We start from the raw sequence: 15,054 nt of genomic DNA, 5'->3' as shown, positions 1-15,054 counted from the left end.
AGCCCTTTTTTTGTCCCGCAGCTAAGTTGCGGAATAAGCGTGCTTTGTAAAGTAATCACACTACTTCACAAAACACGTTACATTATTTGTGATGTTTGCTGCTTTTTTGTACAATGCGTTGTTGGCAATTTAGCTGTTCTTACCGTCTTTAACCGAGGTTGTTCATGACCACTATTGAGAAAAAAATTAACTTACTTGATTTAAATCGCGAGGGGATGCGCGAGTTGTTTGCATCATATGGCGAAAAGCCGTTTCGTGCGGATCAGGTGATGAAATGGATTTATCATTTTGGTATCGACAACTTTGATGACATGAGCAATTTGAACAAAAAGTTGCGTGCGCGGTTGCAAGCTGAGTGTGAGATTAAGGCGCCTGAAATTTCAGTAAAGCAGGTGGCTTCTGACGGTACCATTAAGTACGCGCTAGTACTTGAAGGCGGCCAAGAAGTTGAAACCGTGTGGATCCCAGAAAAAGACCGAGCAACACTGTGTGTATCTTCTCAGGTTGGTTGTGCTTTGGAATGTACTTTCTGCTCAACGGCACAGCAAGGCTTTAATCGTAACTTAAAAGTGTCTGAGATCATTGGCCAGGTTTGGCGCGTGGCAACCGACATTGGTCTGCATAAAGGCGATAGCACTAAACGCCCAATTACTAACATCGTTATGATGGGGATGGGTGAGCCTCTGTTAAACCTAAATAACGTTGTACCAGCGATGGAACTGATGATGGACGATTGGGCATTTGGTTTATCCAAGCGCCGCGTTACGCTAAGTACATCGGGTGTGGTACCTGCGCTTGATATTTTGAAAGAAAAGATTGATGTGGCACTGGCGATTTCGCTACATGCGCCAAACAATCCACTACGTGATGTGCTTGTACCAATCAACAAAAAGTATCCGATTGAAGAGTTTCTAGCAGCATGTCGTCGCTATATCGATGGTTCTAAAGCAAATAAAGACGTCACCATTGAGTATGTGATGCTACAAGATGTTAATGACAGTACAGATCATGCCCATGAGTTGGTGCAAGTTCTCAAAGGCACGCCGTCAAAAATTAACCTGATCCCATTTAACCCGTTCCCGGGTAATGAATATGGTCGCTCTAGCAACAGCCGCATCGATAGATTTTCTAAGGTGTTACAAGCTGCAGGACTTACCTGTATCGTTCGTCGTACCCGTGGCGATGACATTGACGCTGCATGTGGACAGCTAGTAGGTGATGTTGTAGACAGAACCAAGCGTTTAGCTAAGAAAAAACAGCGTGACGATAACGCCATTGCTGTCAATGTGAGCGCACAATAATATTCATGAGCTGGGTTTACCCAGCTCATTTCATCTTGACCACAGATAAGTTCCGACTATCTGGTAAAAAATAGATGAATCTCTTAGCCTTTTGGGTAATATAGGGCACACATAGAACCCAGTGGCATTCAAAGGTGAGTGATGCAATCGCGAAATTATCGCAAAACAGGATTGGCTGCATCCATTCTCGCAGGCGCGAGTTTAGTTCTGTCAGGTTGTGTGACGGAGAGTAGTTATCGCTCCGACGGGCGTCCTGTGGCCGAACAACAAGTCAATAACACCAATGCCGCAAGAACTCGCATTGCACTGGCACTTCAATATCTCAATTCAGGTAACACTACCTCAGCCAAATTTAATTTAGAGCGGGCATTACAGCTAGCGCCAAAACTGGCCGAAGCTCATTATACGTTGGCGTATTATTACGAGCAGGTGGGTGAGCAACAACGCGCTGATAATGCCTATCAGGCGGCTTTGGATATTGAGCCAGATAACCCCGACACGCTAAACAACTATGGCACTTTTCTTTGCCGAGTTGGTCAGTATGACAAGGCGAGCCAATATTTTTTCAAAGCGATTGAGGTACCAAGTTATTTGCGGGTATCGGCAAGCTACGAAAACTTGGCGCTGTGTGCGCTGAAACAAAATGAGTATTCCCTTGCCGAGGAATATCTGCAAAGCGCGATTAAGCATAACGCTCAGCAGATGTCGTCGCAACTAGCGCTCGCGGGCCTATACTATGCTCGCAGTGATTTCTTAAGAGCAGAAGAAGTGCTTGATAATGTTGCCAAGCGTGGATTTATTTCACCAAGAAGCTTAATGCTTGGGCACTTAGTACATATGCAAATGGGGCACTTACAGAAGGCGCAAGACATCGCCACGACTTTGGTGCAAAGTTACCCAAAATCTGCTCAAGCAGGGCTGATCTTAACGAATAATATCGCTGCAAGTGAATTTGAACGGTTGCGCAATCGCTACCGAGAAGCGCAGTTAAATAAGCTTGCCGAGGCGTCGCCTAGCCATATTGTTGCGAATCCAAAAATTAAAATTAAACGTAAGAAAACGCAATCGAATTCAACCCAGTCATTCACCGTTGATTCACCCGCTGAGGCCAATAATTTTGCGCCTTCGGCAAAACCTGAAGTGGCAAAAAGCACGTCTTTAGTGAACGTTAGCTCGGACTCTGAAGCTCGGGTTGAGTTTTATCAACCGGATCCATCGGAAGTCACATTTAGTCCTCGCTCACGTGAGCCTCAAGTGTTAGCGTCTACGTCATCAAGTAGTTCAAGTGTGCCGTTATTAAATCGTGACGTTGCGCCTCCTCAGGTACCTTTTCATACTGTTATTGCAGGTGAAAACCTATTTAGTATTTCAGTCAAATACGACATTAAAATGGTTGAATTGATGGAATATAATCAAGTGCGGGAGTCTGCAAGATTGTACGCAGGTCAAAAGGTGTATCTTAACAATCCCAATGTCGTGCATGAAATTGCGGCGGGAGATACTTTGCTCAGTATTGCCGATCGATATGGTGTGTTGATCGATGAAATTATGCGATGGAATAAACTCACTCCTGATGTGGCGCTGCAAGCAGGCCACGGATTACTAATTGTAGACCCAACAAATTACGTTTTATGAACCAAACAATGAAAGAGCAGGAAGCACCTGAACAAGAGCAGCCTTCACTCGGGCAAACTTTAGCAACGGCAAGACAAAATGCCGGGATCAGCTTTGCTGAAATTGAATCGCGCTTAAAGATGACTCATGCCCAACTTACCAAGCTCGAGCAGGATGACTATCAAGACCTAGGGCCTGAAACCTTTGTGCGTGGCTATATTAAAAATTACGCCGCGTTACTGGGATTGAATCCGACGGAAGTACTGGCTCGATATCAATCTCCGGAGTTGCCGCCACAGAAAAAGCGAATGCAAAGCTTTTCTCGCCGGACTCATAAAGAAGCCCACGATAACCGCCTAATGATGGTGAGCTACATTGTGCTGGCTATCGTGCTGGGTTCGTCGGCATTTTGGTTTTGGCAGACTAGTAGCTCAGAACAAGAAGTGGTGCCTGAAACGCCGGTCACTCAGCTTGAGACGCCAGTTGAAAATGCCACAACGCCAAAGGTTGATGAGTTAGCATTACCTACTGAGCAAAACAATGACACAACCCCGCAAAGCGAGCCACAGGCGAGTGAAGCGGAGGTTTCAGTGCCAGTTGAAACGAAACCGCAAGCGACAAAACGAGACTCTGCATTGAGCACGGTAGTCATGCATTTCAACGAAGAAAGTTGGGTTGAAATGTTTGACGCAACACAAGAGCGTGTCGCGTTTGGTGTTAAAAAAGCGGGATATACTATGACAGTTGAAGGTAAGGCCCCTTTTTCTGTTATACTCGGCAAGCATCAGGCCGTAGAGGTCACGCTTGACGGTAAACCAGTGTCATTGCCTGCGTTTACTAAAAACCGTCTAGCTAAATTCAATTTACCGTTAACAGAGTAGTCAGCATGTTTTCAGAACCACCTATAAAGCGTAGAAAATCAACAAGGATCTATGTCGGTAATGTGCCTATTGGTGATGGCGCACCGATAGCAGTACAGTCTATGACGAACACCAATACTCTAGATGTTGATGCGACGGTGGCACAAATTAAAGCTATCCAAGACGCCGGAGCGGATATTGTCCGTGTTTCTGTGCCGACAATGGATGCAGCTGAAGCATTCAAAAGCATTAAAGAGCAAGTGGATATTCCACTCGTCACGGATATTCACTTCGATTATCGTATTGCATTACAAGTGGCTAAGTACGGTGCCGATTGTTTGCGGATAAATCCTGGGAATATTGGTAGTGAAGACCGTATTCGTGCAGTGATTGACGCGGCGGGTGAGCACAATATCCCAATTCGTATTGGCGTAAATGGCGGCTCATTAGAGCGCGATTTGCAAGAAAAGTATGGTGAACCAACACCTGAAGCCTTACTTGAGTCTGCGATGCGACATGTCGAAATTCTCCAGCGCCATAACTTTGATCAGTTTAAAGTCTCGGTAAAAGCTTCCGACGTATTCTTAGCCGTTGGCGCTTATCGTTTATTGGCAAAAGAAATCGACCAACCTCTGCACCTTGGGATCACCGAAGCAGGTGGTTTTAGAGCCGGTTCAGTTAAATCGGCAGTTGGTCTAGGGATGTTACTTGCTGAAGGAATTGGTGATACATTACGTGTTTCACTTGCGGCTGATCCAGTGCAAGAAATCAAAGTGGGTTTTGATATTCTAAAGTCACTGCGAATTCGTTCGCGCGGCATTAATTTTATTGCTTGTCCAAGTTGCTCTCGCCAAGAGTTTGATGTAGTGAATACAATGAATCAGCTGGAAGAGCGATTAGAAGATATCGTCACGCCAATTTCGGTGTCTGTGATTGGCTGCGTGGTCAATGGCCCTGGTGAAGCACTTGTCAGTGACTTAGGTCTTGCTGGCGCAAATCGCCGTTCAGGCCTTTATATCAATGGCGAGCGCCAAAAAACACGGATTGATAATGATGATATCGTCGCTCAATTAGAGTCTCAGATCCGAGAATATGTAGAGAAAAAAGAAAGCGAAGAAAAAATCGATGTAAAAATCATCGACTGACACCGGTGTAATCGTTAAGATAAGCGAATTTCGCGCTTTCTCACGGCGTGCTAAACTGCACGACGATAAATGGCATTAAAGAAATAAAACCAATGCGATGAGGCTGTTTGAGCGTATTTAGTTAAAAGTTCAAGCAGCAGTAAATCGATTGGTGACAAATTTAAGTTAGGGTTTTCAGTGACTAAACAACTTCAGGCAATCCGTGGAATGAATGATTGTCTGCCAGGTGACACGCAAGTCTGGCAGAAAGTAGAATCGGTATTAAGAGAGACAGTAGCGGCTTTTGGTTATCAAGAGATCCGCTTTCCAGTCGTTGAGTCGACCGATCTATTTAAGCGCTCTATCGGTGAAGTGACCGATATCGTCGAAAAAGAAATGTATACCTTTGATGACCGTAATGGCGATAGCTTAACGCTACGCCCGGAAGGTACTGCTGTGTGCGTACGAGCGGGTAATCAAAATGGTTTGCTATATAACCAAGAACAGCGCCTTTGGTACATGGGGCCGATGTTCCGTCACGAAAGACCGCAAAAAGGCCGTTACCGTCAATTCCATCAATTTGGTGTTGAAACCTTTGGTATGGCAACACCAGATATTGATGCTGAAGTGATCCTAATGACGGCGCGCTTATGGCAGCAGTTTGGTATTCAAGATCATGTAAAGCTTGAGCTCAATTCTTTGGGGTCAAATGAAGCGCGTGCTGAATATCGCGATGCTCTGATTGCATATCTGGAGCAACACAAAGAAGCGCTTGACGAAGACAGTCTGCGCCGTATGTACAGCAATCCACTGCGCGTGTTAGATAGCAAAAACCCAGAGGTGCAAGCTGTACTGGTTGATGCACCTAAGCTTTCTGAACACTTAGATGAAGAATCACGCGAACATTTTGCTAATTTGTGTGAACGTTTAGACGCAGCTGGCGTCGAATACCAAGTTAATGAAAAACTGGTACGTGGCCTAGATTACTACAACCGCACCGTATTTGAGTGGGTGACAACAAGCTTAGGTTCTCAGGGCACTGTATGTGCTGGCGGCCGCTACGATGGCTTGGTTGAGCAGCTTGGCGGCAAAGCAACGCCAGCCGTTGGTTTTGCTATGGGTATCGAACGTTTAGTGTTGATGCTACAAACGCTGGAATGTGTGGGTGATATTCGTCGTAATGCTGATGTATATGTCGTTGCTATGGGTGACAAAGCGGCGATTCAAGCTCCAGTAGTTGCACAGCAATTACGAGATGATATTGCTGGCCTTCGCGTGATGGTTCATTGTGGCGGTGGCAACTTTAAGAAACAATTTAAACGTGCAGATAAAAGCGATGCTGTTATTGCGCTCGTGCTAGGCGAAGATGAACTCGCTGAAGGCAAAGTGACAGTGAAGTATCTGCGTGAAGAGAAAGAACAAATCACCTTACCACTTGCAGAAGTAAAAACGCTGTTAGCAGAGCTGGTAAGCTAAGAGGTTAGAATGGAAATTTATTCAACAGAAGAACAACAAGCAGAAGCAATAAAACGATTTTTCCGTGAAAATGGTACAACGATTGTAGTCGGTGCCGTGCTTGGTTTAGGTGGTCTGTATGGCTGGAAAGCGTATAACCAAAGCCAGATCGATAGCGCAGAAGCAGCATCAGAAGCATTCACTCAGGTTGTTGAAAGTGACGATGTACTAGCAAAAAGCGACGCCTTTGTTGCTGCAAATGCAGATTCTAACTACGCCGTGTTAGCGGCTTTCGTTGCTGCTAAAGAGGCAATCGACAAAGACGATCTTAAGCTAGCTGCACAGAAGCTAACTTGGGCGGCTGATAATGTAGCCAACGCTGAGCTAAAAGCAACGGCTTTATTAAGACTTGCACGTGTACAAGCGTCTCAGTCTCAATACGAACAAGCACTTGCAACACTAGCTAAGCCTATGCCTGAAGCGTTTAAGGCGCAGCTTGCTGAGATCCAAGGTGATATTTACCTTGCTCAAGGCGATAAAGATAAAGCACGTAGTGCTTATCAATCGGCATTAGAAGCGGCGGAAGGCAATAGCAACCCTATGCTGCAAATTAAACTGGATGATCTTGCACAAAAGACAACGGTTTAAGGAGTTGCCATGAAGAAGTTAACGATGGCCTCATTGGCTTTATGTGTTGCAGCACTCACCGCAGGTTGTTCTTCTAGTGATGATGAAGAAGAGTTAAAGCTCCCTGAGATCAACAATCAATTCGACGCCACTGTTGTGTGGCAAGAAGGGATTGGTGACGGGGTTGAGCACTACTTTTCGCGTTTATCTCCTGTAAGCTATCAGAACACTGTTTTTGCAGCTGCCCGTGAAGGTATAGTGACAGCGTTTGATACTGAAACAGGTAAAGAAAAATGGCGAGTTGATGTTCGTGAGAATAAGAACTTTTGGCCATGGGAAGACAATGATAGTGCGAAGCTGTCAGGTGGGATCACACAAGCTTATGGCAAACTATATGTTGGCTCTGAGCACGGACAGGTTTTTGCGCTTGACCGTGAAACTGGCGAAATAGTTTGGCGTAAGTCGGTACCAGGTGAAGCGCTGTCAGCGCCAGCTGCAGGTGACGGTCTTCTTTACGTTAACTTAGGTTCAGGCAAGCTGGTTGCGCTACACCCAGATACAGGTGAAGAGCGTTGGCACTATGAGCAAGAAGTCCCAGCGCTGACATTACGTGGTTTAAGCTCACCGACCAGCGCGAATGGTGGCGTATTGGTTGGCGAAGAAAGTGGTAAGTTAACAGCACTTATCGCTGAAAACGGTTTTACCGCATGGAGCTCAGATGTTGCAATTGCAAAAGGGGCTTCTGAGTTTGAACGTTTGGTGGATGTTGATACTAAACCCGTTGTAAGCGGCGCATATGTGTATTCTATCGCCTATAATGGTAAACTAGTCGCCATTGATGTGCGCAGCGGTAATGTAGTGTGGGATCGTGAGTACAGTAGTTACCGAGACCTCACACTCGATCTTGACGTAATTTATTTGGTTGATAGCGATGGCGTACTGTACGCACTAGACAAAAACTCAGGTATTGAACGTTGGACACAACCAGCTCTGCGCGGTTGGTATCTAACCGCTCCTACGGTTGCTGGCAACTACGTAGTGGTTGGCGATCAGGAAGGTAACTTACACTGGCTGGATAAGAGTTCTGGTGAGTTGGTATCGCGTACCGAGTTTGATAGTTCAGGTTTTTTTGTCGAACCGATTGTGGTCGATGGCAAAGTATTTGTTTACACGCGTGATGGTGAACTTAGCGCAGTTCAAATTCCGCAGTAACTTTCTGAATTTTTAGATATTTTATGGGGCTTCGCTTTTGCGAAGCCTTTTGTTGTTTTTAAAAGAGGTAGTCTATGCTTCCTGTGATCGCTCTGGTTGGGCGACCTAATGTGGGTAAATCCACACTGTTTAATCGTTTAACACGTACTCGTGACGCGTTAGTTGCTGACTTTCCGGGTCTGACTCGCGACCGTAAATACGGCCAAGCAAACTATGAAGGCTACGAGTTTATTGTGGTAGACACGGGTGGTATCGATGGCTCTGAAGAAGGCATTGAAACTGAAATGGCCGAGCAGTCGCTGCTTGCAATTGAAGAAGCGGATATTGTGCTATTTTTGGTGGATGCGCGCGCAGGTATGACGGTTGCTGATCAAGCCATCGCGCAGCACCTTCGTAAACAACAGAAGAATTGCTTTGTTGTCGCTAATAAAACGGATGGCATTGATGCTGACTCCAACTGTGCTGAATTTTACCAGCTAGCGCTTGGTGATGTTCAACAGATCGCCGCCGCGCATGGTCGTGGTGTTACTCAATTATTAGAGTTGACGCTACAACCGGTTATCGCTGAGCTTACGGCTCAAGATGAAGAGCTTGAGCATGACGATGAAGATATTGCCGAGCTTTACCTTGAAGGTGAAGAAGCCGAAGACGGCAAAACAGGTTTTGAAGACAAGCCTGTTAAACTCGCGATTATCGGTCGTCCAAATGTGGGTAAGTCAACACTAACTAACCGTATTTTAGGTGAAGACCGCGTTATCGTTTACGATATGCCGGGCACAACACGCGATTCAATATACATTCCGATGACGCGCAATGATAAAGAGTACGTGTTAATCGACACCGCCGGCGTGCGTAAACGTAAGAAAGTCAGCGATGTCGTAGAGAAATTCTCAGTTATCAAAACCCTGCAAGCGATTGAAGATGCCAACGTGGTATTGCTCGTTGTAGACGCGCGCGAGGGGATCTCAGATCAAGACTTGAGTCTACTTGGTTTTGCACTAAATGCGGGTCGCTCGTTGGTTATTGCGGTAAACAAGTGGGATGGTCTTGATGACTATGTCAAAGAGCGTATTAAAACTGAGCTAGACAGACGACTGGGCTTTGTTGATTTTGCTCGTCTGCACTTTATTAGCGCATTACATGGTACAGGTGTTGGTCACTTGTTTGAGTCGATTGACGAAGCTTATGAATCAGCGACTAAGCGAGTAAGCACTGCAATGTTACGTCGTATTATGGATATGGCTCAGGCGGATCACCAGCCACCACTAGTTCGTGGACGCCGTGTGAAGCTTAAGTACGCACACGCAGGTGGTTACAACCCGCCGCGTATTGTTATCCACGGCAATATGGTACATGAACTGCCTGATAGCTATAAGCGCTATTTGATGAACTACTATCGTAAAGCGCTTAACGTAATGGGTACACCGATTAAGATTGAATTCCGCGAAGGGGACAACCCTTATGCTGGTCGTTCAAACAAAATGACGCTATCGCAAAAGCGTAAGCTTCGCGCATTCGCAAAAGAAAACCGCAATAAGTCGTAAGGCTTTTTGCGGGAATTGTAGCTCGATACTATCTGGTGAGTGTGTCGAGCTGAATATAAGTTCCATATCTATCCAACCAACTCCTTTTCCACATCCGACTATATATTAATCCAGTGCTCTCTCGCTTTGTTTTACCTTGCCCAACATTTGTGCTTAAGTTATAAATGGTTACATTAGGTTTTATTGATAGTGAGGCTTAGGTGTTTGCCAAAACGGTGATTTATGTAGAAAGTGTTGAGGAAGTGCTGGATTTTTACTATCAAGCATTTGGCTTGAGCACTTTTGATATGACAGATGAAGGGGATTATGGTGAATTAGACACAGGTGAAGTGAAACTCGCCTTTGCCAGCCACCCGTTAGCTCAATCACAATTTAGGCAAGACTATATTCGTTGCCATCCTAAACAGCCTGCACTTGGATTTGAAATTACCATCAGCTGTGAAAATGTCCCTGAACGCTATGATAAAGCGGTCGCCGCTGGGGCTGAGCCATTAAGCCCACCAAACCAAAAGGGTAGAGTGACACAAGCTTATGTAAGAGCCATTGAAGGGACTTTAGTTGCTTTGGTGTCAAAGCCGGGTGAATAGCGGCACTCACACGGGGTGAGCGCCACTTGGATGAGGTGAGCTTTTATTCGATATCGACAAGTAGCCTCGCAAGACCAACGGGCTCGATTTCAACACAAACGTTGTCGTCATTCCAGTTTAGACCAACGAGTGCATCATCTTCTTTTAGGTCGAGTACCCATTCGTCAAGAAAACTTTCAACATCAATACTCATCGGCGAGAATTCACTCCACTCGTCGCGACATTGAGCTTGCGCTTTTTCTTCACTATCCCACAGCAATAACACATCAGTCTCGTCAAACTGGTTTGAGTCAACCACAACCATACCGCCGTCATCAGAGCTAAGTGCCCAAACGCTTTCAGTATTTTTTACTTGCTCAATAAACTCACTGACTTCTGAGCCAATTTCTTCTTCATTCATCATAGGTGTTCTCAATTTCGTGGATCAGTTTGCTGGGCGATTGCTTGGCTTTGCCAACGGCCATGAAATGCCATTAGGTTGGTGTAATCGCTCAGGTCGACGAGCTCTCTAAATAGAACCCAATCAATAAGGCAGTATAAACTGATTTGGAGATAATCACAGTGTAAAAACTCTTCTGTCACACACTCTTCATTGAGATAGTGCAGGGTATGGCCAATTCGTTCCCGCTGTAGATTAAAAAATAGTTTATCTTGTTCAATATCAAAACCAGAGCGCTTACTAAGTAACAGTTCCACCAAAGAATCATTACAGGCATTAATAAGGATCAGCCAATTTTCTTGATCCCAACTGGGAAATGGAAGTTGATGTTTTTCACGGAGATAGCGAACAATCAGATTTGAATCACAAATAAGTTGTGCATCGTCTATTAAAAATGGGATTTTACGGGCAGGATTATGGCGAATAAGTTCGTCATGGCCTGCTTCAGAAAATATATCTATATGCTGGTAGCTCATTGGGAGCTGTTTAGCCGCGGCCCACATTCTAATTCGACGGGCGTATGGACTGGTGTTCGAACCGATAAGTTTCATGCCATCATTCCTTCAACTAAGTATCTTTTCGCTCATTCAGTAAATGTAGCGAGTTGGTATTAAGGAATGATGGCGAAGTGATTAACTTTTCGCAAGCGAATTAATCGCTACGACTGGTTACCTCAAGCAAGTGAAAACCAAACTGCGTTTGCACTGGCCCTTGTACTTGATTGATTGGGGCTGAAAAAACCACTTTATCGAATTCAGGCACCATCATGCCTGGTCCGAACTCACCTAGCGCACCACCATCTTGGCCCGACGGGCAATTAGAGTACTGCTTTGCGATTTCTGCGAAATCTTCCCCTGCTGCAATGCGTTCTTTGAGCTCCATGCATTGCGCTTCACTATCTACTAGGATGTGTCTTGCACTAGCGATTGCCATAATTTCTCCGATGATTGTTTATTATTCATACTTTATTCTAATCTAGGTACGTTAAAAAATCAGCTTATCTAGGCAAGAGTTTTTCAATTTCGCTAGTGAGCTCGTCAGACATAGGTTTAGTGCGGCTGTTAAAGCGCTTAATTGTTTTCCGATCAGCTGACACTAAGTATTTGTAAAAATTCCAATTTGGAGAGCTTGTTACTTCGTTTAAATGTTGGAAAATGGGGTTGGCATCCGAGCCTCGAACTTCCGATGTCGCAAACATATTGAAGGTTACACCGTAGTTGATAAAGCATACTTTTTCAGTTTCCTTTTCGTCGTCTTCTTCTTGGAAAAAGTCATCTGAGGGAAAACCAAGTACAACAAGGCCTTTATCTTGATATTTTTGATGTAGTTGCTCGAGCCCTTCAAACTGGCCTGTAAACCCACAGTTACTTGCTGTATTCACGATGAGAAGTGGTTTGTCTTTAAATTCACATAGATTAAGTGAGTCATCAGAACGCAGTTTTCGCAGTTCAACATTGGTAAAATCATCACAGCTGGATGTCTTTGCATACGTGTTACTCGAGATTAGGAAACCGAGCGCTAAGCTCAGAATCGAAAGACTTTTTATCATCAGTACTTTCCTTTTATTTATGTTATCTCTTATGATACGAAAATATTCGTTACCTTGATCAGCTTTCATGAATATTAGACTCGCTAAACCGCATGACCTTTGCGCCATAGTTGCCATTTACAACGAAACGATACCAAGCCGCCAAGTCACTGCGGATACGGAGCCCGTAAGCGTAGCACAAAAGCAAAGTTGGTTCGCCGCACATACGCAAAATCGCCCAATTTATGTAGTAGAGCAGGCGGATGAGGTGATTGCATGGATAAGCTTTAGCAGCTTTTATGGACGTCCTGCCTACGATGGTACGGCTGAGGTGAGTATCTATCTTGCAAAAGCGGCACAAGGCCAAGGGTTAGGTAGTAAACTCATGGATTTTGCAGAGCAGCAAGCGCCGACCCTGTTTATTACAACGTTACTTGGCTTTATTTTTTCTCATAATCTCCCCAGTATCCGCTTGTTTGAAAAACACGGTTATAAAAAGTGGGGAGAATTACCCAACGTCGCGGTCATGGATGGTAATCACTATAGCTTGACGATTTTGGGCAAGTCTCTCGCATAATTTTATACGCCGTTGGCCTTTGCTGTTTGAATTTTTGTTTCGCAGCGTGAATTAGACCACGGCGTCAAACATATCAAAATAGTGCTATTTTTTAGCGTCTTGTGATTCTTCTACTAAACTGGATCTCAGAATTATCGGTAAAGGATCTGGTTATGACGAATCGAGTGCTGATTATTGACAGCAGCAGTGTGCAAGCGATGCGAGTAAAGGTATTATTTGAGTTACTCGGTGGTGAGGTAGAGCATGTGCATTACCGGAGTCTGGAAGCAAATCTCGATTTTGATAAATTTGATGTTGTTGTTATTGCTCATGGGGTGCCCGCCAGTAAGCTCCAAGCGTTATATCAACTGAGGAATCATGATAAGTTAGTGTTGCTGGCACCTAAACCCGATAATGCCGAGCACTTAAAATCTTTCAGTGAAATCAATCGTGCCTTGCCAAATGGCATTGTGATCTACCCCTTCTTTGCCAATAAAGATATTACTGGCTTACTTGAACGCCTACTGGAAGTTGGTTCTACTAATACCTTAGTGCTGCCCAAAGTGTTGCTGGTTGACCATCATACGCCTCGCCTAGAGACCTTAGCTAACGGCCTACGCGGAGCACAGCTTGCGGTGACGACCGCCACGACGCTTGATGAAGCGATGCAAGTTGCCGAGCGACACCCTGTTGATCTCCTTATTTGTGACTTTAATCTAGAAAAAGACACAGGCTTAGATGTGTTTAATAAAGTTCGTCAAGTGCACCACAATTGCCGCTGCTTATTGATGACTTCTCGGGTTAATCAAGTGGATATGTTAGAAGCCGTGCGTCAAGGGGTTGAGGACATTCTGATTAAACCGTTTGATGAGAGCGATTTATTACAAAGCCTACATAAATTATGGCAAACAGAGCTCTTAAGACGTCATAACCAAGAGTTGGTTGAGCGCCTCCAGGATACGGTCGATGCCTTGATTGAACGCGACAGTCTGCTGCGCGTGATTTATAAACATACTCCGGATCCGATTATGCTGTTCAACCGTCAAGGCCATATTATTGAAGCAAATGACGCGTGTTGCGAATTGTTTGAGCTAACGGAAGAAGAGCTACAGCCACTCTCTATTTTTGAGCTATTTGATGAAATATCCGTGTCGCAATTACGCGATTTGATGAAGCATGTTGGTATGTTAAAGCACTTTAACTGTGAGCTGAGTCTGCCAAAAGCGGGTGAGCGCAGCATTCCTTTGATGGGAACGTTTAACGAAATCGATCATCACGGCGATATGGCATTTGCGGTCATTTTTAAAAATGTCTCAAAGCTTAAAGAGCAACAAGAAGTGCTAGAAGAAACCAAAGAGTTACTAGAGTTTGAAGTGCAAGCTCGAACGGCACAGTTACAAAAAGCCAAAGAAACGGCGGAAGCGGCCAACCTATCTAAATCTGAATTTCTAGCCAATATGTCCCATGAGCTTCGCACACCAATGCATTCTATATTAAGTTTTGCTCGTTTCGGTTTAGATAAGCTAACGGCTCCTGAAGTGCCGGCGGACAAGCTCAAAAAGTATTTATCTCGTATCGAAACCAGTGGTGAGCGTCTACTGGTACTACTTAACAATCTGCTTGATTTATCAAAGTTAGACGCAGGTCGCTTTCCATTTAATCCAAGCTTTCACAACCTCGTTAATGTGATCCAAAGCGGTATTGAAGATGTATCAGGCACTGCGCTTGAGAAAAAGATAAAAATCCGCTTTGAAAAGCCCGCTCAAGGCGTGATGACCTTTTGCGATCCGGAGCAAATGAATCAAGTGATCAGAAACTTATTGGGCAATGCGCTCAAGTTTAGCCCTGAAGGGAGTGAGGTGAGTGTACTGTTAAGCTGTAAAGATCAAGATATTCATATCAAGATTGCCGATCAAGGGGTTGGTATTCCGGATGACGAATTGGAACAGATTTTTGCCAAGTTTGTGCAAAGCAGTAAAACAGACAGTGGTGCTGGCGGCACGGGTTTAGGTCTTGCTATTTGTAAGGAATTTATTTTACTGCATAAAGGGCAGATTTACGCCGAGAATAATCCCGAGGGTGGTGCATGTATCAATGTGAGTCTGCCCTTAACAGAGCATCTTGAGAGTAATGCGGTGTAATGGTTGTAATTGGAAAGGCGTTGAGTAAGCGTCTATAAATAATAATAGAGCTTGTACTAATACAAT

The 15,054-nt window shown here is 44.7% G+C and carries 15 protein-coding genes; 11 read left to right on the top strand and 4 right to left on the bottom strand.

Annotated elements, in window-relative coordinates:
• Positions 1 to 164: 164 nt before the first annotated feature.
• The 9 genes from EXT47_RS13825 to EXT47_RS13785 all read left to right on the top strand — a co-directional run bounded on the left by EXT47_RS13825 (position 165) and on the right by EXT47_RS13785 (position 10,324).
• A complete protein-coding gene (locus tag EXT47_RS13825) occupies positions 165 to 1,301 on the top strand; it encodes a bifunctional tRNA (adenosine(37)-C2)-methyltransferase TrmG/ribosomal RNA large subunit methyltransferase RlmN (protein WP_069020890.1) in 1,137 nt (378 codons plus the stop codon).
• A gap of 141 nt (positions 1,302 to 1,442) precedes the next feature.
• The gene (gene pilW / locus EXT47_RS13820; protein WP_130126837.1) at positions 1,443 to 2,936 is read left to right on the top strand and encodes a type IV pilus biogenesis/stability protein PilW; all 1,494 of its coding nucleotides are present in this window, start codon (positions 1,443 to 1,445) and stop codon (positions 2,934 to 2,936) included.
• An 8-nt stretch (positions 2,937 to 2,944) separates the two neighbouring features.
• Positions 2,945 to 3,796, top strand: a complete 852-nt coding sequence (locus EXT47_RS13815; RefSeq protein WP_239358677.1) for a RodZ domain-containing protein — start codon at positions 2,945 to 2,947, stop codon at positions 3,794 to 3,796.
• A gap of 5 nt (positions 3,797 to 3,801) precedes the next feature.
• Positions 3,802 to 4,920, top strand: a complete 1,119-nt coding sequence (ispG, locus tag EXT47_RS13810) for a flavodoxin-dependent (E)-4-hydroxy-3-methylbut-2-enyl-diphosphate synthase (RefSeq protein WP_017217050.1) — start codon at positions 3,802 to 3,804, stop codon at positions 4,918 to 4,920.
• A 177-nt stretch (positions 4,921 to 5,097) separates the two neighbouring features.
• A complete protein-coding gene (hisS, locus tag EXT47_RS13805) occupies positions 5,098 to 6,375 on the top strand; it encodes a histidine--tRNA ligase (protein ID WP_130126835.1) in 1,278 nt (425 codons plus the stop codon).
• Positions 6,376 to 6,384: 9 nt separating this feature from the next.
• Entirely contained in the window at positions 6,385 to 7,002 is a 618-nt protein-coding gene (locus tag EXT47_RS13800; RefSeq protein ID WP_130126834.1) for a tetratricopeptide repeat protein, read from the top strand.
• A gap of 9 nt (positions 7,003 to 7,011) precedes the next feature.
• Positions 7,012 to 8,193, top strand: a complete 1,182-nt coding sequence (gene bamB / locus EXT47_RS13795) for an outer membrane protein assembly factor BamB (protein ID WP_010377353.1) — start codon at positions 7,012 to 7,014, stop codon at positions 8,191 to 8,193.
• Between the two features lie 74 nt (positions 8,194 to 8,267).
• Entirely contained in the window at positions 8,268 to 9,737 is a 1,470-nt protein-coding gene (gene der, locus EXT47_RS13790; protein WP_039494393.1) for a ribosome biogenesis GTPase Der, read from the top strand.
• Between the two features lie 200 nt (positions 9,738 to 9,937).
• Complete coding sequence (locus tag EXT47_RS13785; protein WP_130126833.1) at positions 9,938 to 10,324, top strand: VOC family protein; 387 nt, start codon at positions 9,938 to 9,940, stop codon at positions 10,322 to 10,324.
• A 43-nt stretch (positions 10,325 to 10,367) separates the two neighbouring features.
• Here EXT47_RS13785 and EXT47_RS13780 read toward each other — a convergent pair whose 3' ends face one another.
• The 4 genes from EXT47_RS13780 to EXT47_RS13765 form a co-directional block, all read right to left on the bottom strand.
• Positions 10,368 to 10,724 carry a DUF2750 domain-containing protein gene (locus EXT47_RS13780; RefSeq protein WP_010605663.1) on the bottom strand — a complete coding sequence of 119 codons (357 nt, stop codon included), beginning with the start codon at positions 10,722 to 10,724 and terminating at the stop codon, positions 10,368 to 10,370.
• Between the two features lie 11 nt (positions 10,725 to 10,735).
• Complete coding sequence (locus EXT47_RS13775) at positions 10,736 to 11,314, bottom strand: glutathione S-transferase family protein (RefSeq protein ID WP_019647242.1); 579 nt, start codon at positions 11,312 to 11,314, stop codon at positions 10,736 to 10,738.
• Positions 11,315 to 11,414: 100 nt separating this feature from the next.
• Positions 11,415 to 11,696 carry a peptidylprolyl isomerase gene (locus tag EXT47_RS13770; RefSeq protein WP_010377362.1) on the bottom strand — a complete coding sequence of 94 codons (282 nt, stop codon included), beginning with the start codon at positions 11,694 to 11,696 and terminating at the stop codon, positions 11,415 to 11,417.
• Positions 11,697 to 11,760: 64 nt separating this feature from the next.
• Positions 11,761 to 12,312, bottom strand: a complete 552-nt coding sequence (locus EXT47_RS13765; RefSeq protein ID WP_205991263.1) for a glutathione peroxidase — start codon at positions 12,310 to 12,312, stop codon at positions 11,761 to 11,763.
• A 67-nt stretch (positions 12,313 to 12,379) separates the two neighbouring features.
• Here EXT47_RS13765 and EXT47_RS13760 point away from each other — a divergent pair, with 67 nt between their 5' ends.
• On the top strand, positions 12,380 to 12,868 hold the full coding sequence (locus EXT47_RS13760) for a GNAT family N-acetyltransferase (RefSeq protein ID WP_039494401.1): 489 nt from the start codon (positions 12,380 to 12,382) through the stop codon (positions 12,866 to 12,868).
• A 152-nt stretch (positions 12,869 to 13,020) separates the two neighbouring features.
• On the top strand, positions 13,021 to 14,988 hold the full coding sequence (locus EXT47_RS13755) for a hybrid sensor histidine kinase/response regulator (RefSeq protein ID WP_130126831.1): 1,968 nt from the start codon (positions 13,021 to 13,023) through the stop codon (positions 14,986 to 14,988).
• Positions 14,989 to 15,054: the final 66 nt, after the last annotated feature.

It is taken from the genome of Pseudoalteromonas sp. CO342X, assembly GCF_004208915.1.
Taxonomy (GTDB): Bacteria; Pseudomonadota; Gammaproteobacteria; order Enterobacterales; family Alteromonadaceae; genus Pseudoalteromonas; species Pseudoalteromonas maricaloris.
Note: the sequence above shows the minus strand (reverse complement) of the source record. Positions and strands in the feature narration are given on the sequence as shown.